The following is a 19,114-nucleotide window of genomic DNA, read 5'->3' on the forward strand; positions in this document are numbered from 1 at the left end:
CGCAATCTAAAAATTTATGAGCGAATAAGACGGTCAGCCAACCAGACGAGGCGCCGCAAGGACTCCGCTCGGCCGGCATCGGCTCCGGCGACATCCGATCCCGCGGTTGCCCCACGGTGGGTGCAGGTGGTATCGTCCGCGCGACACGCGGGAGAGAACTTCTATCTGAATGGCAGAAGTCGCCGAAGGCGCAACCCCCGGAACCGCTCAGGCAAAAGGACCGCGCGTGCAGTAAAAGTCTGGAGAGCGATACGAGCGCGCTGCGTTTGCGTATCCACCGAAGGGGCACTCCGTTGCCGCGCGCCTGAGTCTATATATATGTGGAGGACGGTGAGGACGGAAAATCTCTCAGGTACAAGGGACAGATGGGGCGAACCTGGCGATGCGCTGTGTTCGTCCCTTTTCGTTCACCCCTACGGAGCGCCTCCGCGATGACAACTGCTGCCAAGCAAACCCCACTCCACGCCGCCCATGTCGCTTCAGGTGCACGCATGGTCGACTTTGCCGGCTGGGACATGCCGGTCAACTATGGATCACAGATCGAGGAGCACCATGCAGTGCGCCGCGACGCCGGTATGTTCGACGTCTCGCACATGCTCGCCCTCGACCTCGCGGGCCCGGACGCCACCCATTGGCTGCGCCGGCTGCTCGCCAACGATGTGGCCAAGCTCAAGGAGAGTGGCAAGGCGCTCTACTCCTGCATGCTCAACCCGAACGGCGGGGTGATCGACGATCTCATCGTTTATCGCTTCAGTGAGGCCGACTACCGGATCGTTGTCAATGCGGGCACGGCGGACAAGGACGTGGCGTGGATGCGCCAACAGATCGCATCCACAGGGGTCAATGTGACCCTGCAGGCGCGCCGCGATCTGGCGATGATCGCGGTACAGGGCCCGCGCGCGATCCAGCGCGCAACCGCGGCGCTACCCGAACTTTCCACCGCTAGCGGCATTCCCGCCCCCTTCAGCGGCGCCCGGGTGGGCGACCTGCTGATCGCCCGCACCGGATACACCGGCGAGGACGGCCTCGAGATCGCCGTGCCGGCCGCCCGCGCCGAGGCAATGTGGAACGCACTTGCGGCCTCTGGGGTGAAGCCCTGCGGCCTCGGTGCGCGCGACACGCTTCGCCTTGAAGCAGGCATGAACCTTTACGGGCAGGACATGGACGACACCGTATCGCCGCTCGACGCCGGACTGTCCTGGACGGTGGACCTGAAAGACGAAGCGCGCGACTTTGTCGGCCGCACTGCACTGGGGGCCCGACCGGCCACCCAGCGCCTGCTCGGCCTCATCCTCGAAGACAAGGGCGTGCTGCGCTCGCACATGAAGGTCTCCACCGCTGCCGGCGAGGGTGAGACCACCAGCGGCAGCTTCTCCCCCACGCTCGAGAAATCCATCGCCTTCGCACGCGTTCCGCTGGGGAGCAAGGCCGGCGAAGACGTCGAAGTGGAGGTTCGCGGCAAGCGCCTGAGGGCGCGCACCGTAAAACTTCCCTTCGTGCGCAACGGCAAGCCACTCGTCTAACCCCCTCCCGGGCGCGGCGACACGCCGTCGCGCCCACTTCCACCGTCCGCAGCGAAGCAGCTCGGTCGGTAAGCAGTCATCCGGAATTCCCACCTTCACGATTGGAGCGCGCCATGAGCAACATCCCCGCCAACCTCAAGTACACCAAGTCGCACGAATGGATCCGCGTTGAAGACGACGGCACCCTGACCATCGGCGTCACCGACCACGCCCAGGAAGCTCTCGGCGACGTGGTCTTTCTCGAACTGCCCGACGCAGGTCGCAGCCTTTCGGCCGGCGAAGCGTGCGCGGTGATCGAGTCGGTCAAGGCCGCCTCCGACATCTACGCCCCAGTGGCAGGTGAAGTGATCGCCAACAACCAGGACGCGATCGACACCCCCGAGAGCATCAACGCCGACGCCTACGCCAACTGGCTGTTCAAGCTCAAGCCGGCCAACGCAGCCGACGTCGCCGCGCTGATGGATGCCGCTACCTACGAAGCGGAAATTGCCCAGGCCTGATCATGAGCGACTCCCTGCTTTCCGCCCCGCTCGCCCGGCTCGAGCAGCGCGACGCATTCATCGGTCGCCATCTCGGCCCCAACGCCGAAGAGATCGCGTGCATGTGCGCAGCGATCGGCGTACCCAATCTGGACACCCTGATCGCGCAGACAGTACCGGCCGATATCCGCCTCGCGTCGCCGCTGCCGCTCGCTAATCCGATGCCCGAGCATGAGGCCCTCGCCCGCCTGAAGGCCATCGCCGGCCGCAACGTGGTGAAGAAATCCCTGATCGGCCAGGGCTACTACGGCACCCACGTCCCCGCGGTCGTGCTGCGCAACGTGCTCGAAAACCCGGGCTGGTACACCGCCTACACGCCCTACCAGGCCGAGATCTCCCAAGGCAGGCTCGAAGCCCTGCTGAACTACCAGCAGATGGTGATCGACCTCACCGGCCTGGAACTCGCCAACGCCTCCCTGCTTGACGAAGCCACCGCCGCTGCCGAGGCGATGACGATGGCGCGCCGCGTGTCGAAGTCGAAGTCGAACGTATTCTTCATCGACGAGGCCTGCTTCGCGCAGACCATCAACGTGGTGCGCACGCGCGCGCACTATTTCGGCTACGAACTGGTCTATGGCAAGGCCGCCGAGGCCGGCAGCCACGACTGCTTCGGTGCGCTGCTGCAGTACCCGAACGCGCGCGGCGAGGTCGTCGACCTCACCATGCCAATCGCCGAGCTCAAGGCCAGGGGCACCGTGGTCGCGGTCGCCAGTGATCTGATGGCCCTGGTGCTGCTCAAGAGCCCCGGCAGCATGGGCGCCGACATCGCCCTCGGCTCGGCGCAGCGCTTCGGCGTGCCGATGGGTTTCGGCGGCCCGCACGCCGCCTTCTTCGCCACCCGCGAAGGCTACGTGCGCTCGATGCCGGGCCGCATCATCGGCGTCTCCAAGGACGCGCGCGGCAAGACCGCGCTGCGCATGACGCTGCAGACGCGCGAGCAGCACATCCGCCGCGAGAAGGCGAACTCGAACATCTGCACCTCGCAGGTGCTGCTCGCGAATCTCTCCGGCTTCTATGCGGTGTATCACGGCCCGCAGGGCCTGCGCACCATCGCCGCGCGCATCCATCGCCTCGCCGCCGTGCTCGCCGCCGGCCTGCGCGAGGCCGGCTTCGGCCTGCACGACCGCCCCTTCTTCGACACCGTCGAGGTCGAGGTCGGCGTGCGCGCGCCCGCCATCCTGCGCGCGGCCGAGGAAGCCGGCTTCAACCTGCGCAGCGTCTCCGGCACCACGCTCGGCCTCGCAGTGGATGAGACCACCACGCGCGAGGACATCGCGGCAATCCTGGGCTGCTTCGGCGCCTCCACCGACCTCAGTGCACTCGACGCTCGCGTCGCGGCCGCCGGCGGCGCGCTGCCCGTAGAGTTACTGCGTAGCGACGCCGTGCTCGCCCACCCGGTGTTCAACACGCACCACACCGAGCACGAGATGCTGCGCTACCTCAAGAAGCTGCAGAACCGCGACCTGGCGCTCGACCACTCGATGATCTCGCTCGGCTCGTGCACGATGAAGCTCAACGCGACCAGCGAGATGATCCCCATCACTTGGCCGGAGTTCGCCAACATTCACCCGTTCGCGCCGCGCGAGCAGGCTGCTGGCTACCTCGAGATGATCGAGGGCCTGGCCGACTACTTGCGCGCGGTCACCGGCTTCCCGGCGATCAGCATGCAGCCCAACTCGGGCGCCCAGGGCGAGTACGCCGGCCTGGTGGCGATCGCGCGCTACCACGCCAGCCGCGGCGAGGCCAACCGCAGGATCTGCCTGATCCCGAAGTCTGCGCACGGAACCAACCCGGCGACTGCGCAGATGTGCGGCATGCAGGTGGTGGTGGTCGAGTGCGACGACAACGGAAACGTGGACGTTGCGGACCTGCGCGCCAAGGCCGAGAAGCACGCCGCCGACCTGGCCGCGCTGATGATCACCTACCCGTCCACCCATGGCGTGTTCGAAGAGTCGATCCGCGAGATCTGTGACCTGATCCACCAATACGGCGGCCAGGTATACATGGACGGCGCCAACCTCAACGCCCAGGTCGGCCTGACCTCCCCGGCGACGATCGGCGCCGACGTGTCGCACATGAACCTGCACAAGACCTTCTGCATTCCGCACGGCGGCGGCGGTCCGGGCATGGGGCCGATCGGCCTGGCGGCACATCTGGCGCCCTTCATGGCCGACCACGTGATCCAGCCGACTGGCGACGCCGGACGGCCCAACCTGGGCCAGGGCGCAGTCTCGGCGGCACCCTTCGGCTCGGCGAGCATCCTGCCGATCTCCTGGATGTACATCACGATGATGGGCGGAGAAGGTCTCAAGCAGGCAACCGAGGTGGCGATACTCAACGCCAACTACCTTGCCGCGCGGCTGGTGGATCACTACCCGGTACTGTATTCCGGCAGCCAGGGTCGGGTCGCGCACGAGTGCATCCTCGACATCCGCCCAATCAAGGCGGCGACCGGCATCTCCGAGGTCGACATCGCCAAGCGCCTGATGGACTACGGCTTCCACGCGCCGACCATGTCCTTCCCGGTGCCTGGCACGATCATGGTCGAACCGACCGAGTCGGAGGACCTCGCAGAGTTGGAACGCTTCGTGGCCGCGATGGTTGCGATCCGCGAAGAGATCCGCCAGATCGAGACCGGGAACTGGCCCGCAGAGGACAACCCGCTCAAGCAGGCGCCGCATACCCAGGCCGACTTCCTCGGCGACTGGAACCGGCCGTACACGCGCGAGCAGGCGGTGTTCCCGCTGCCCTGGGTGGCGGAGAACAAGTTCTGGCCCAGCGTCAATCGCATTGACGATGTCTACGGCGACCGCAACCTGTTCTGCGCCTGCGTGCCCATGAGCGACTACGCGGCATGACGCAGTAGCGCTGTTAGAATCCGGCGAACCCGGGAGCAGGCCACGCCTTCGGGCGTGGCCTTTTTTCTTGCCGGCGCACGGCGATCGCCGTGCCCCCTCATCCTTGAACGGAAGCACCGAAGGTGTTCATCGCGCCCCGTACCGACCGCAAGCAGCTCTGGCTCGCTCTCCTGCTCTCGAGCCTTGGGGTTCTGCTGCTGCTCGCCCTGATGCTCTGGGATCAGAGCCGCCCCGTGCCCATGCACGACCTGCATCTCGCCGAGGGCGAAAAGCTGCGCTGTGTCTCCTACGCCCCCTACCATCGCCCCGGGCAGACGCCACTGCGGCCGGAAACGCGGATCGAGCGCGAACAGATCGCCACCGACCTTGCCGCACTGGCAGAGATCACCAACTGCATCCGCCTCTACTCGGTCAGCCAGGGGCTGGAGCAGGTGCCGGAACTTGCCCGCAACGTAGGGCTGAAGGTCCTGCTCGGCGCTTGGATCGGCTACGACAAGACGATCAACGCAGCGGAGCTCGAGCGCGCCCTGGCGCTCGCCAACGCCAACACCGACGTGGTGCGCGGACTGATTGTCGGTAACGAGGTCCTGCTTCGCCGCGAGCGCACCGAAGACGAGATGCGCGAACTCATCCGCCACGCCAAGACCCATGCCAAGGTCCCGGTCACCTATGCCGACGTGTGGGAGTTCTGGACCCGCCACGACAGCCTCGCCGCCGAGGTTGACTTCATCACCGTGCACATCCTGCCCTTCTGGGAAGACGAGCCGGTGGATATCGACCGGGCGCTAGAACACGTCGCGGCAACCCGCGAGCACGTCGGCCAACACTTCGCCGGCAAGCCCATCCTGATCGGCGAAACCGGATGGCCGAGCGCAGGCCGCCAGCGCGAGGAATCGAAGCCCTCGCGCGTGAATCAGGCACGCTACATCCGCGAGTTCGTCCACCGCGCCCATGCAGAAGACTGGGACTACAACCTGATCGAAGCCATCGATCAGCCCTGGAAGCGCGCCCTGGAGGGTACGGTCGGCGGCTACTGGGGCATGCTCGAGGCCTCGGAGCTCGCCCCCAAGTTTCCCTTTTCCGGGCCGGTGGCCGAGCGCGAGACCCTATTCGGTCCGATCGGCGGTGCGCTCCTCGGCGGAGTGCTCGGCTTCCTTCTCTCCGCCACCGGCCGGCGCACCTACTGCTTGCGCGTCAGCGCCCTCAGCCTCACCGGCGCAATGGGCGGGCTGGTCGCGGTGCTGCATTGGGAGCACGCCCACCTGGCCTACCGCAATGCACTCGAATGGTCGGTACTAGGCACCGTTGCGGCGCTGGCCGGGCTCCTGCCGCTGGTGCTCACACGTTGGTTCGGCGAGCCGGTTCCCTGCACGCGGCGCGCCGCACGGATCCTCTGGCACGCCGACCGCCTGCGCACCAAGGCGGCATCGATCGGCATGCTGCGCGGACTGCTGCTGTTCGCCGCGGCGGTCGCCGCCCTGCTGCTCTGGGTGGACCCGCGCTACCGGGACTTCCCGGTCCTGCTCTATCTGGCTCCGGCCGTGGTCCTCGGCGTCACCGGCTGGTGGCGCAACGGCACCACCCACGCCGAGCGCCTGTGCGCGGCTGTTCTGCTCTTCTCGGCGCTGGCCCGCTGGTCATCGGAACCGGCCAACCCCCAGGCCATCGCCTGGGCGCTGACCGGCGCCGCATTGGCCCTGCCGGTGCTCCTGGTGCGGCCGCATCAGCACGATCAGGCCTAGGAGCGTGCCGACCGCCGCCGGGTCGTAACTGTAGAGGATCAGCCCGACCAGGCCGGAGAGCCAGGCAAGCCACGCCACCGCCCGCCAGCCGGCAAGGAAGGAGGCCACGCCCGCAGCCAGGCTCAACCACCCCACGCGCTGGTGCTGGAAGCCCTGCACCAGCAGGTCGCGGGCAAGGCAGGCAGGTCCCCCGGAAGTCCCGTCGGAACATGCACTTGCGAGCACCCCGGCCTCGATCACCCGATACCGGAGCCAGAGTGCGACCAGCGCAAGTAGCGTGCCCCAGATCCAGACTGCTGCACCGCCGCATTTCGACCCAATATTTCGCGCCATCCACTGAATTCCCTGCAGAATCAGCCCGCTTTGGACAGGCTGCGACACTGTTGCAAATTGGCACGCTCACGTGCTCGTAAGCATATGAAATCGCGCATAAAATGCGCGCAGCTGCCGAGTTGCACCGGGCTTCGCAGCCATTCTCCGCATTGTGTCACAAGGCTTGCAGGACACGAGAAGCGCAGCGCAACAACACATTCCCCCTTCGGTGACGTCGCCCCTCGTCACCGAACACAAGACTCCGCTCAAAAGGCACTGTTGCAGCCCGCCCAACCGGCGGGTCAAGTACTGGAAACACGATGACCAAAGCCGTCTCCCACCTTGGCCGCCTGGCCATCGCGATCGCCATCGCAGCCGTCGTTGCGCTCACGCAATACTGGATCTGGCACCAGCTCAATCGCAGCGCCGAGTTCACAGGCACCAACCAGAGCATCAAGGGTTTCGCTTACAACGGTTTCCAGCGCGAGCAGAGCCCGCTCAAGGGCACCTTCCCCACGCGCGAGGAGATTGCCTCGGACCTCGACCTGCTCGGGCGCAAATCCGACGGGCTGCGCACCTACGGCGTTACCGACCTGCCCCCGCTGCTCGAACTCGCGGGTCAGCGTGACATGCTCGTCACCGCTGGCGCCTGGCTCGATGCCAACATGGAAACCAACGAGCGCGAGATCACGGCGCTGATCGACGCCGCTCGCAAGATGCGCCACGTCGAGCGCGTGATGGTCGGCAACGAGGCCATCCTGCGCGGAGATCTGAAAGTCGAGGAAATGATCGGCTATCTCGACCGCGTGCGCAAAGCGATCCGCAAACCCGTCTCTACCGCGGAGCCCTGGCACGTCTGGCTGCGCTACCCGGAGCTCGCCAAGCACGTCGACTACATCACCGTTCACCTGCTTCCCTACCACGAGGGGCTGCCCGTCGAGCAGGCGGTCGAATACGCCTTCCAGCGCTACGACGAGGTGGCGCAAGCCCATCCGCGCAAGAAGATCGTGGTGGGCGAGATCGGCTGGCCAAGCCGGGGGCCCACCATCGATGCCGCCGTACCCTCGCTCGACAACCAGGCGCGCTTCGTTCGCGAATTCCTCGCCCATCCTCGCACCGCACGCATCGACTACTTCCTGATGGAAGCCATCGACCAGCCCTGGAAGGTGGACGTCGAAGGCTGGGCCGGTCCCTATTGGGGCATGTTCAACGCCGACCGCGAGCAGAAGTACGCACTGGAAGGCATCGTCGAACGCGATCCGCACTGGTCGACCAAAGCGATCAACGCCGCCGCCCTAGCCTTCATCCCGATGATGCTCACCGCGTTCTTTCTGCCCGGCTGGAGCGTCTTCGGTCGCGTGTTCCTTGCCGCACTGATCCAGGCCTGCGTGTCGACGCTGATCATCGGCATCAACGTGCCGGTCGAGTACTACCTCACCCAGCGTGACCTGATCGGCCTCGCGCTGCTCATCGGCGCCACCGGCATGACCGCGGCGGTGCTGCTGTCCCACGGCTTCGAGTTCGGCGAGGTCCTGTTCAAGAAGAAGTGGCACCGCCGCTTCATGCCGCTGCCGCCGCACGCCCCCGACCAGCAACCCTTCGTATCCATCCACCTTGCGTGCTACAACGAGCCGCCCGAGATGGTGATCGCCACCATCGACAGTCTGGCGAAGATGAACTACCAGAACTTCGAAGTCCTGGTGCTGGACAACAACACCCGCGACGAGGCGCTGTGGAAGCCGCTCGAGCGCCGCTGCGCCGAGCTCGGCCCGCGTTTCCGCTTCTTCCACCTCGCCAACTGGCCCGGCTTCAAGGCTGGCGCGCTCAACTACGGACTCAAGGTCACCGACCCGCATGCCGAGGTCGTCGGCGTGGTGGACGCGGACTACGTCGTCGATCCCGACTGGCTCGCCTGTCTGATCCCGCACTTCGATCAGCCGGACGTCGCCGTGGTGCAGGCGCCGCAAGCGCATCGTGACTGGGAAACCCAGCCCTTCAAGCGCATGTGCAACTGGGAGTTCGACGGTTTCTTCCGCATCGGCATGCACCACCGCAACGAACGCAACGCGCTGATCCAGCACGGCACCATGACCCTGGTGCGCCGTCTGGCGCTGGAGGAGGTCGGCGGCTGGTCCGAGTGGTGCATCTGCGAGGACACCGAACTCGGCCTGCGCCTGATCGAGAAGGGCTATGACACCCGCTACGTCGACCACATCCTTGGCCGCGGCCTCACCCCCTCCGGCTTCGCCGCGATCAAGAGCCAGCGCTTCCGCTGGGCCTTCGGCGCGATGCAGATCCTGAAGGCGCACCTGCCACAGATGATCGGGCGCAGCAGCTTGAACCTCGCCCAGCGCTACCACTTCCTCACGGGCTGGTTCGCCTGGCTGGGCGACGCGCTGCAGCTGGTGTTCGCCTTCGGAAGCCTGCTCTGGACGCTTGGCATCCTGCTGTTTCCGAAGGCCTTCGGCCTGCCGGTGGTGTCCCTCGCGCTGCCGATCTTCGGCTTCATGATCTTCAAGGCGGCACTCGGCCCCATTCTGTACCGCCGCACCATGGACTGTCCCTGGAGGGACATCCTCGGCGCCTCGATCCTGTCGGTGGGGCTCGCACATGCGATCGCGCGCGGCGTGTTCGCCGGCCTGGTGAAGAAGAAAGGCGTCTTCGTGGTTACGCCCAAGGGCTGGCGCGGCGGCGGTGCGCTTGCTTTCTTCAACCCCATCCGCGAAGAGATCGGCATGCTGGTCGCACTGCTGATGGGCGCGGCAACGCTGGTCGCACAGCGTGGCGCGGACAACCTGGAGACGCAGCTATGGGTCGGCATCCTTTGCCTGCAGTGCATCCCCTACGTGGCCGCCATCTTGTGCCAGGTCGCCGCCTACATGCCCGAACGGCGCAACGCTGGGGCCTCATGCGCCCTGCCCGGCTCGGCCTGAGGAACCTGAGGAACAGGCAGCCGCACACGGGGCGCGGCACCGCCGCCCTGGCTTTGTGGCGCTGCACGCGTCAGTACAGCGCGAGCGCCAGGGCTGCAGCAACGATCAGTACTGGGTAGATAAGCGCTGTCACACGCAGGCCGCCAGCAATCATCGCCCTCTGCGGCACATGTCCGCTGCCGAAGATGATCGCATTGGGCGGCGTCGCCACCGGCAGCATGAAGGCGCAGGAGGTTCCCACCGCAACCAGCACCGCAAGCGGGACCTGATCCACCTGCGGCGCCAACCCCAGGAAAAGCGGGATCAGCAGCGCGGCGCTCGCGGTGTTGCTGGTGACCTCGGTGAGCAGCAGGGCGAACAGCACCATCAGCGCCAGACACAGCAGCGCAGGCATGCCTGCCAGCGGCCCGCCCAGCTGGGCCGCCAGCCAGCTCGCGGCGCCGCTTTCGCCCAGCACCTTGCTCAGGGTGAGCCCTCCCCCGAACAGCAGCAGCACGCCCCAGTCGGTACTCCGCTCCACGTCCTTCCACTCGGCCAGGCGCAGGCCATGCAGCAGCACCAGAGCCAGAACCGCCACCATCGCGTCATAGCCGCGCGCCAGCCCCAGCCAGTTCGAAAGCGGTGCACCGAGGACCCACAGCAGCACCGTGGCCCCGAACACAGCGATCATCCGTCGCTGCGCTTCCGTCCAGGCCGCCGGCGGCGGGGGAGGTGAAACACAGGCGCTCAGGCGCGGCTTCAGCGCCCAGCGCAACCCGAGCTCCATCAAGGGCATCAGCACCACGACCAGCGGCAGACCCCAGGCCATCCACTGCGCAAAGCCCAGCCCCACATTTGCGGCTGCGATCGCGTTCGGCGGGCTACCGACCAAGGTACCGATGCCGCCGATGTTGGCCGCAAAGGCCACCCCGAGTAGCACGTACATCCAGGTCCGGCGCTCGTCCTGCAGCGGTAGCGGCGCAAGCAGGCCGAGCGCAAGCGGCAGCATCATTGCCGCGGTGGCAGTATTGCTGATCCACATCGACAGCAAGGCGGTGAGCCAGAACAGCCAGCGCACCGCCCGGCCAAGATCCGAGCCCGCACGCCGCATCACATGCGCCGCAATCCAGCGATCCAGCCCCTGGCGCTGCAGACCCGCGGCAAGGGCGAAGCCGCCGAGGAACAGGAAGATGACCGGGTCCGCAAACTGCAGCAGCGCGTCGTCGAAGGCGAGGACGCCCGAGAGCGCCGCCAGCAGCGGCACCAGCAAGGCCGTCACGCTGACATGCAGTGCCTCGGTGATCCATAGCCAGGCGATGGTCACCAGCAGCGCGATCCCCGCCCCGCTCTGCTCGGGCAATCCCTGCAGTCCGGCGAGCAGCCCGACGTAGAGCACCAGCGCGAAGATCAGCTTGAAACTACGGTGCACGACCCTGGCTCCGTCAAAGCGAATGACACGCGCGCCAACCCTGCAGGACACTCGGCGTACCCGGTCGCGCCTCGGGGCACCGCACCCCGCCGCCTCAGCCCTGCCAGGGCGGCAGGCGGGCCGGTACCTGCGCCCAATCAAAGGGGCGATAGTCCGGCAGACCGCCGCGCACCGGCTGCACGACCTCGCCCGAGATCAGCGGGCGGATGTACTCACAGGCCGCAGGCGTGACGTGGAGGCCATCTGCAGCGATGAACCCGGGCGGCAGCGTGCGCTCGAGGTTTGCAATCCCGGCCGTGTCCACCGCCTCGATCGCCCATGCATACGGCTCACTCCCCAACCGCCGAATCCCCGGCATCATGCCACCCTGCCCAGCCAGCGCAAACCGGACCGCCGCCTCCCCGACCGCCAGCGCCTGGGCCTGGTCGGCGGCCGAGAGCCAGTGCCCGGCAGACCTCTGCATGTAATCGGGGATAGCCCAGTGGTACTTGTAGCCGAGCCGTTCGTGAATGAGGCGCGCGACCGCGAGCCCTGCGCCGCCGAGCTGCACGTAGCCACGCGCATCGCGCGATTTTTCCATCAGCAGCCCACCATCGGCACGACGAATCCCCTCGGACACCGTGACCGCGCAGTAGCCCAGTCGCTCGGTAACGCTCCGCACCCGGGCGAGAAAGGACGCTTCGTCGAAAGGCACCTCCGGCACCAGCACGATATGCGGCGGTCGGTCGGGGTCGCCGCCCGCGGCGAGTGCGGTGGCCGCGGCCAACCAGCCCGTGTTGCGCCCCATCACCTCCATCACGAACACGCTGCCCTTGGCGCCCACCATGGACGCGATGTCCAGCCCGGACTCGAGCATCGAGGTGGCGACGTACTTCGCAGCCGACCCGAAGCCGGGGCAACAGTCGGTGCCGACGATATCGTTATCCACCGTCTTGGGCACCCCGATGCAGATGAGCGGGTGAGCCCGCCGCCGCGCCTCGGCCTGAATGCGGGCCACGGCGTCCATCGAGCCGTTGCCCCCGTTGTAGAGCAACCAGCCGATACGATGTGCGTCGAAGGTCGCGAACAGGCGGTCCATCACGCGTCCGCCATCGTCGTGCGGCAGGTCGAATCGGCACGAGCCGAAGGCACCGCCCGGCGTACGCGCCAGACGCTCGACCGCCTCATCGTCGAGGGTGGAGGTGTCGATCAGATCCTCGTTCAGCACACCCGCGATACCCCGGTGGGCCGCATACACCTTCGCGATCCGCCCGCCCTGCGCACGCGCAGTGCGAATGACCGCCGCAGCGGTGGCATTGATGACCGCGGTCACGCCGCCCGAGTGTGCATACAGCAGCTTGTCGTGATTCATCGCACGCCGCTCCTGGCCGGCCTCGGGAAGCACATCCCGGGCATCGAAATGAAAGCGGCGCGGCCCGCCACCCCGCAGGGGGCGCAACCGCACCGCTGTTGCCGCACGCTTCGGGCGTCGCGGCACGTCCGCACCAGCGCTTACTTGAGCGCGTCGAATGCGCGTGTGGTGATCTCGTCGACCGCTCCCAGCCCCGAGATCTTGCGCACCTTGGGCGCCTTGGCATCCCCCGATGCAGCCCACTTGCTGTAGTACTCGACCAGCGGCTTGGTCTGCGAGTGGTAGACGTCGAGGCGCTTCTTGACGGTTTCTTCCTTGTCGTCGTCGCGCTGCACCAGGTCTTCGCCGGTGACGTCGTCCTTGCCCTCGACCTTGGGCGGGTTGTACTTGACGTGATAGGTGCGACCGGAGGCGAGGTGGGCGCGGCGGCCACTCATGCGTTCGACAATCTCGGCATCAGGCACATCGATCTCGAGCACGAAGTCGATCGGTACGCCAGCGTCCTTCATCGCGTCGGCCTGCGGAAGGGTGCGCGGGAAGCCGTCGAACATGTAGCCCGACTTGCAGTCGTCCTGCTGCAGGCGGTCCTTGACCAGGCCGATGATGATGTCGTCGGACACGAGGCCGCCGGCATCCATGACCTTCTTGGCCTCCAGGCCCAGCGGGGTGCCCGCCTTCACCGCGGCGCGCAGCATGTCGCCGGTGGAGATCTGCGGAATGCCGAACTTCTCCTTGATGAAGTTGGCTTGCGTACCCTTGCCGGCGCCCGGCGGTCCCAACAGAATCAGTCGCATACTCCCTCCCGTAAATGGACGGCCAGTGCATGGCCGTTTCCTTATTGATTGAACAGCAGAAACTTAACTGACGCGCGTCGGGTGGTCAAACCCCTCCAGCCGCGAAGAATGCGCGTACCCGCTCCAGATCCTGTGGGGTGTCGACCCCGGCCGCGGGAGCCTGCGCAAGCTCGAGCACCCGGATGCGGTGGCCATGCCACAGCGCACGCAGTTGTTCCAGCGCCTCCCAGTGCTCCAACGGCGAGGGCTCGAGACTTGCGTAGCGGCGCAGGAAGCCGACCCGGTAAGCGTACAGGCCGACGTGGCGCAGCACCGGCAGCGCTGGCGGCAGGTCGCGGCCGCCCTCCCCCCAGGCGTCGCGCGCCCAGGGAATCGGCGCTCGCGAAAAATACAGTGCGCGCCCCGCGGCATCACACACGACCTTGACCACATTGGGACTGAAGACCTCGGCGGGATCGTGGATCGCATGAGCGGCCGTGGCGATCGCAGCCTCTGCGTCCGCGGCCAGCGCCCGTGCAACCGCCACCACGACCGCAGGGTCGATGAGCGGCTCGTCGCCCTGCACATTCACCACGACGTCCTCGTCCGCCCAGCCGCGCAGCGCGGCGACCTCAGCGAGGCGGTCGGTTCCGCTCGGATGGTCCGGGCGGGTCATCACCACCGCGCCACCGGCCGCCTGCACCGCATCGCGCACACCTTCGTGGTCGGTGGCAACCAGGGTCTCGGCAGCTCCCGCCGCCTGCACGCGCTCCAGCACGCGCACGATCATCGGCTTGCCGCCGAGGTCGGCCAGTGGCTTGCCGGGGAGCCGGGTGGAGGCGTAGCGCGCCGGAATGACGATACGAAAGGCCGCGGATGCCATGGCAGCCATTACTTGCGCAGGGCGTCGACTTCCTCGGCGCTCATCGCGCGCGCTTCCTCGTCCAGCATGACCGGGATGCCGTCGCGGATCGGATAGGCCAGGCGATCAGCCTTGCACACCAGTTCCTGCTTGTCCTTCAGGTAGTCGAGCGGCCCCTTGCACAGCGGGCAGACGAGGATTTCAAGCAGTCGTGCGTCCATCTTCCAGTATCTCCAGGATGCGTTCGGCAGCGCCCGAACCGATCTGCGCCCGGACCGGATACTCCCAGCAGTCATCGGGCGCGAAAGCGGCGCATTTTACCGCATCCTTGGCCGTCATCAGGATCGGAAGTGGCTCGTCGAATGCGAGGTCAGCCGGAGTGAAGCGGTGATGGTCCGGGAAGGGGTGCGGAACCACGACCATGCCCTCGCTCGCGAGCTGGTCGAAGAAGCGCTGCGGACGCCCGATTCCGGCCACGGCATGCACTCGCTGACCACGCAGCTCCACAGCCGCGCGCCGACGCGCGGGCCCTGCGAGCGCATACAGTTCTCCACCGTGCAGGCGCATCGGATACGTGGGCACCGACTCAAGCGCTTCGCGCACGGGCAGCGACAGTGGGCCGTGCGCGACGACCAGATCGACCTCGCGAAGACGCGCGAGCGGCTCGCGCAGCGGCCCCGCCGGAAGCAGCAGACGATTGCCGAGGGTGGCTTCATCCACCACGGCAATCTCGATGTCGCGCCCGAGGCGGTAGTGCTGCATGCCATCGTCCGCGATGAGGACGTCGCACTCCGGGTGCAGGCGCATCAGCTCGCGCGCCGCAGCCGGACGGTCGCGGCCGATCACGAGCGGGCAGCCGGTGAGCCGCGCCAGGAGCACGGGTTCGTCACCGTAAAGCACTGGATCACCCTCGCGCGGCACCATCGCCACCCGGCCCTCGGTACTGATCCGCCCGCCATGCCCTCGACTGACGATGCCGGGGTGGCGCCCCGCGCCCCGCAACACGCTTGCGAGCCAGTCCACCACCGGGGTCTTGCCGCTGCCGCCCACGGCAATGTTGCCGACCACGATCACCGGTAGCGGAAGCCGCTCCGGCTGCACCGACCTGCGCCGCTGGGCAGCCAGTGCTCCGAACAGGCAGGCGAGCGGACGCAGGATCTGCGCGACCGGGCCGCGCTGCAGCCAGAACGCGGGCGCCCGTGCCGCCATGCTCAACGGCTCACTGCGCCGGGGCCTGGGTCGCGAACGTGATGTGCGGCAGGCCCGCACGCTGGGCGGCCTGCATTACATCCACCACACTCTGGTGCGCCGCCTTGGCATCCGCATTGATGACGATGACGGGCGGACTCCCCGCCTCCCCCGGCGCGACCTTGCCGAGCGCGGCTGCGATCGCGTCGATGCTGCGCTCGCCCACGGGCTGGCGGTTGACCAGCACCTCGCCTGCAGCGGTGACGGCGACGACGATCTCCCGCGAGACGGACTCCGCCCCATCGGACTCGGCCGTCGGCAGGTTGATCTCCAGCCCGGAAACCTTCGAGAAGGTCGTGGTGAGCATGAGGAAGATGATGATCACCAGCACCACGTCGATGAGCGGAATCATGTTGATCTCCGGCTCCTCGTTGCGGCTGCCGCGGCGAAAATCCATGGCTGTTCGTCCTCAGACCCGGCGGTCGCCGTGCACGACCTCGACGAGCTTGACCGCCTGCTGCTCCATGTCGATCACGAAGCTGTCGATCAGCGCCTTGAAGTGACGCCAGAAGATCATTGCCGGAATGGCGATGATGAGGCCGAGCCCAGTCGTGTACAGGGCGATCGAGATGCCGTGCGCAAGCTGGGCCGGATTGGCGCCGCTCACCCCCTGAGAGGCGAAGATGTCGATCATGCCGATGATGGTGCCGAGCAGGCCCATCAGCGGGCTGATCGCCGCAATGGTGCCGAGCGTGGTGAGGAAGCGCCCCAGTTCATGCACCACGGCACGGCCGGTTTCCTCGATGGCTTCCTTCATGACCTCGCGCGAACTGTTGACGTTGCGCAGCCCCGCAGCCAGGACGCGGCCGAGCGGAGAGTGCGCAGCCACGCGCTCGATCATCTCGAGCGAGGCCTCGCCCTGGCGGACGTCGGCAAGCACCTTGTCGAGCAGTCCGGCCGGAACGATGCGGGCGCGACGCAGGGAGATGGAGCGCTCGATGATCAGCGCAAGCGCAATGACCGACGCCAGAATCAAGGGCCAGATCGGCCAGCCGACGGCCTGGATGATCGCGAACACGCGCGGAAACCTCGTTTGGGTAAAGCGCGAACTCTAGCGCCGCATCCCTGCGCGGGCAAGCACGGCCGTCAATGCGGCCGGCACGCAGATCCATCCACAGAAGCTGTGGATAAGTATGTGGATCAATGAGGAATATTGCCCCGAATCGGCCTGCCTGCAGGCGACAGCACTCTTCGATGCAAAATTGTGCAACACATTAAACCTTTTTAAATCATAGACTTGCAAATTCACCCTTTATTGATCAAGGACTTGCGACATGTACCTTGACAGCGTCCAAAGGCTGTGGATTGAACTACAATCCCGCCATGACATTTCAAGCCTCACAGGCCGCAGGCGGCCTTTCCAGTGCGCCCGATTTCCTGTCCGCTCCGGTACTTAGCGTCGCCGAACTCAACCGCCTTGCACGACAGGCGCTCGAGTCCGCGCTACCGCTGATGTGGGTCGGGGGCGAGGTCTCAAACCTCACCCGCGCCGCCTCCGGCCACGTCTACTTCACCCTCAAGGATGCCGATGCCCAGGTGCGGTGCGCGATGTGGCGCAACCGTGCGCAGTTGCTCGCGTTCCGTCCGGAGAACGGCATGCGCGTGGAGGCCCGCGCGCTGCCGACGCTGTATGAGGCCCGTGGGGAGTATCAGCTCAACGTCGAAACGCTGCGCCCAGCCGGCATCGGCAGCCTGTTCGAAGCGTTCAACCGGCTCAAGGCCAAGCTCGCTGCGGAAGGGCTGTTCGACCCCGCGCTCAGGCGTCCGCTACCGCATCATCCGCGTGCGATCGGGATCGTCACCTCGCCGCAGGCCGCCGCGCTGCGCGACGTACTGGTCACCCTGCGCCGGCGTGCACCGCATGTGCCCGTGATCCTCTACCCCGCCCCGGTACAGGGCGGCGACGCAGCGGCACGACTGCGCGCCGCCATTCAGCGTGCAGGCCAGCGGGCCGGACAGGATGGCGCAGAGGTGCTGCTGCTGGTGCGCGGCGGCGGGAGCATCGAGGATCTCTGGTCCTTCAACGACGAGGCGCTCGCGCGCGCCGTGCGCGCGTGTCCGCTGCCAGTGGTATGCGGGGTGGGGCACGAAACCGACTTCACGATCGCCGACTTCGCCGCCGACGTGCGCGCCCCGACCCCCACCGGCGCAGCCGAACTCGTCAGCAGCGGCTGGCAGGCGGCCCCGGCCCGATTGGATGCCATCGACCAGGCCTTGCAGCGGGCCATGGCACGCCGCATCGCCGAGCTGGCCCAGCGCCTGGATCGCGCCGGACTGCGGCTCGTGCACCCGCGCGAGCGCCTGCAGCGCGCGGGCAGCACGCTCGACGCGCTGGCCATGCGACTGCGGGACGCCGGCAACCGCCACCTCGAGCGCGCCCGCCTCCGCGTTGCGCAGTCCAGTCTGCGGCTTGGTGCAGCTGTCCCCAGGCCAGCGGTGCAGCGCGAACGCATCGACACCCTCTCCCTGCGGCTGCGCACGGCGTTCCACACCCAGCTCGAGCGCCGCGGCGACCGCCTGCAGGCACTCGATTCGCACCTCCAGCATCTCGACCCGCAGGCCGTGCTCGGCCGGGGCTACGCAATCGCGCGTGACGAACACGGCAACGTACTGCGCAGCGCGGACGATATCGCGATCGGCAGCGTGGTCAGCGTGCAGCTCGCAAAAGGCCGGCTGGACACCCGGGTCATGCGCTGCGGCAGCGACCGGGCACGCGATGGGCGGGAAGCTGCGCCACGCGACTGATTTGCACAGTCGTGTTCCGCACGCGCCGCGATGGGCTTAACATGCGGGGCGCAACATTGTCAGCCCGTCTCAATAAAGACTAAAATGGTACGTCTTTATAGACCTACAGACAGACAAATCACAACAGGAGAATCCGTATGGAACACACCCTTCCCGCACTGCCCTATGCCAAGGACGCTCTGGCCCCGCACATCTCGGCCGAAACGCTGGAGTTCCACCACGGCAAGCACCATCAGGCCTACGTCACGAACCTGAACAATCTGATCAAGGGTACCGAGTTCGAGAACCTCGACCTCGAAGCCATCGTCAAGAAGGCGCCCGCGGGCGGCGTCTACAACAACGCGGCTCAAGTCTGGAACCACACCTTCTTCTGGAACTGCATGTCGCCCAACGGCGGCGGTGAGCCTGCCGGCGCGCTGGCCGATGCGGTCAAGGCCAAGTGGGGCTCTTACGAGGACTTCAAGAAGGCCTTCCAGACCTCCGCTGTCGGCAACTTCGGCTCGGGCTGGACCTGGCTGGTCAAGAAGGCAGACGGCTCGGTGGACATCGTCAACATGGGCGCCGCCGGTACGCCGCTGACCACCGGCGACACCGCGCTGCTCTGTATCGACGTCTGGGAGCACGCGTACTACATCGACTACCGCAACCGCCGTCCCGACTTCGTCGCCACCTTCCTCGACAAGCTGGTGAACTGGGACTTCGCGGCGAAGAACTTCGCCTGATTCCCACTGCCGGCATCCAGCCGGCCGCGTCGAATGCGAAAGCGACCCACGTGGTCGCTTTCGCGCTTTCCGGCCCCCTGCGCCGAGCAGGCGGCGCG

The 19,114-nt window shown here is 66.8% G+C and carries 16 protein-coding genes and 1 riboswitch; of the genes, 7 read left to right on the forward strand and 9 right to left on the reverse strand.

What is annotated here, in order from left to right:
* Positions 1-138: 138 nt before the first annotated feature.
* Positions 139-233: riboswitch (glycine riboswitch) on the forward strand.
* Between the two features lie 198 nt (positions 234-431).
* The 4 genes from gcvT (at position 432) to ACNKW1_RS04285 (ending at position 6,662) form a co-directional block, all read left to right on the forward strand.
* Positions 432-1,523, forward strand: coding sequence for a glycine cleavage system aminomethyltransferase GcvT (gene gcvT / locus ACNKW1_RS04270; protein WP_418363363.1), 1,092 nt, complete (start codon positions 432-434; stop codon positions 1,521-1,523).
* A gap of 113 nt (positions 1,524-1,636) precedes the next feature.
* Positions 1,637-2,023: a glycine cleavage system protein GcvH gene (gcvH, locus tag ACNKW1_RS04275; protein WP_418363364.1), complete on the forward strand. Its 387-nt coding sequence runs from the start codon at positions 1,637-1,639 to the stop codon at positions 2,021-2,023.
* Positions 2,024-2,025: 2 nt separating this feature from the next.
* Positions 2,026-4,920, forward strand: a complete 2,895-nt coding sequence (gene gcvP / locus ACNKW1_RS04280; protein WP_418363365.1) for an aminomethyl-transferring glycine dehydrogenase — start codon at positions 2,026-2,028, stop codon at positions 4,918-4,920.
* Positions 4,921-5,042: 122 nt separating this feature from the next.
* On the forward strand, positions 5,043-6,662 hold the full coding sequence (locus ACNKW1_RS04285) for a beta-1,6-glucan synthase (RefSeq protein ID WP_418363366.1): 1,620 nt from the start codon (positions 5,043-5,045) through the stop codon (positions 6,660-6,662).
* On the opposite strand, the gene ACNKW1_RS04290 is transcribed toward ACNKW1_RS04285, so the two are convergent.
* On the reverse strand, positions 6,558-6,995 hold the full coding sequence (locus tag ACNKW1_RS04290) for a hypothetical protein (protein WP_418363367.1): 438 nt from the start codon (positions 6,993-6,995) through the stop codon (positions 6,558-6,560). The genes ACNKW1_RS04285 and ACNKW1_RS04290 overlap by 105 nt on opposite strands.
* A gap of 299 nt (positions 6,996-7,294) precedes the next feature.
* Between ACNKW1_RS04290 and ACNKW1_RS04295 the strand changes: the two genes are divergently transcribed.
* The gene (locus tag ACNKW1_RS04295) at positions 7,295-9,907 is read left to right on the forward strand and encodes a glycosyltransferase family 2 protein (protein ID WP_418363368.1); all 2,613 of its coding nucleotides are present in this window, start codon (positions 7,295-7,297) and stop codon (positions 9,905-9,907) included.
* A 70-nt stretch (positions 9,908-9,977) separates the two neighbouring features.
* Here the strand turns inward: ACNKW1_RS04295 and ACNKW1_RS04300 are convergent, their stop codons facing one another.
* The 8 genes from ACNKW1_RS04300 to ACNKW1_RS04335 form a co-directional block, all read right to left on the reverse strand.
* A complete protein-coding gene (locus ACNKW1_RS04300) occupies positions 9,978-11,315 on the reverse strand; it encodes an SLC13 family permease (RefSeq protein WP_418363369.1) in 1,338 nt (445 codons plus the stop codon).
* 94 nt (positions 11,316-11,409) lie between these two features.
* Entirely contained in the window at positions 11,410-12,666 is a 1,257-nt protein-coding gene (locus tag ACNKW1_RS04305; RefSeq protein WP_418363370.1) for a 6-phosphofructokinase, read from the reverse strand.
* Between the two features lie 140 nt (positions 12,667-12,806).
* Positions 12,807-13,460, reverse strand: coding sequence for an adenylate kinase (gene adk / locus ACNKW1_RS04310; protein ID WP_418363371.1), 654 nt, complete (start codon positions 13,458-13,460; stop codon positions 12,807-12,809).
* An 85-nt stretch (positions 13,461-13,545) separates the two neighbouring features.
* Positions 13,546-14,331, reverse strand: coding sequence for a 3-deoxy-manno-octulosonate cytidylyltransferase (gene kdsB / locus ACNKW1_RS04315; protein WP_418363372.1), 786 nt, complete (start codon positions 14,329-14,331; stop codon positions 13,546-13,548).
* Positions 14,331-14,522, reverse strand: a complete 192-nt coding sequence (locus ACNKW1_RS04320; protein WP_004312605.1) for a Trm112 family protein — start codon at positions 14,520-14,522, stop codon at positions 14,331-14,333. The genes kdsB and ACNKW1_RS04320 overlap by 1 nt, the downstream gene beginning before the upstream one ends.
* On the reverse strand, positions 14,503-15,510 hold the full coding sequence (gene lpxK, locus ACNKW1_RS04325) for a tetraacyldisaccharide 4'-kinase (protein WP_418363768.1): 1,008 nt from the start codon (positions 15,508-15,510) through the stop codon (positions 14,503-14,505). The genes ACNKW1_RS04320 and lpxK overlap by 20 nt, the downstream gene beginning before the upstream one ends.
* A 10-nt stretch (positions 15,511-15,520) precedes the next feature.
* Positions 15,521-15,946 (reverse strand): ExbD/TolR family protein, encoded by a 426-nt coding sequence (locus ACNKW1_RS04330; protein WP_418363373.1) that lies wholly within the window; start codon positions 15,944-15,946, stop codon positions 15,521-15,523.
* A gap of 12 nt (positions 15,947-15,958) precedes the next feature.
* Positions 15,959-16,567, reverse strand: coding sequence for a MotA/TolQ/ExbB proton channel family protein (locus ACNKW1_RS04335; protein ID WP_418363374.1), 609 nt, complete (start codon positions 16,565-16,567; stop codon positions 15,959-15,961).
* Between the two features lie 305 nt (positions 16,568-16,872).
* On the opposite strand from ACNKW1_RS04335, the gene xseA reads away from it, so the two are divergent.
* Positions 16,873-18,294, forward strand: a complete 1,422-nt coding sequence (gene xseA / locus ACNKW1_RS04340; RefSeq protein ID WP_418363375.1) for an exodeoxyribonuclease VII large subunit — start codon at positions 16,873-16,875, stop codon at positions 18,292-18,294.
* Between the two features lie 137 nt (positions 18,295-18,431).
* The gene (locus ACNKW1_RS04345; RefSeq protein WP_418363376.1) at positions 18,432-19,016 is read left to right on the forward strand and encodes a superoxide dismutase; all 585 of its coding nucleotides are present in this window, start codon (positions 18,432-18,434) and stop codon (positions 19,014-19,016) included.
* The last annotated feature ends 98 nt before the right edge of the window (positions 19,017-19,114 follow it).

This window comes from Thauera sp. WH-2, from assembly GCF_048321015.1.
Classification (GTDB): Bacteria; Pseudomonadota; Gammaproteobacteria; order Burkholderiales; family Rhodocyclaceae; genus Thauera.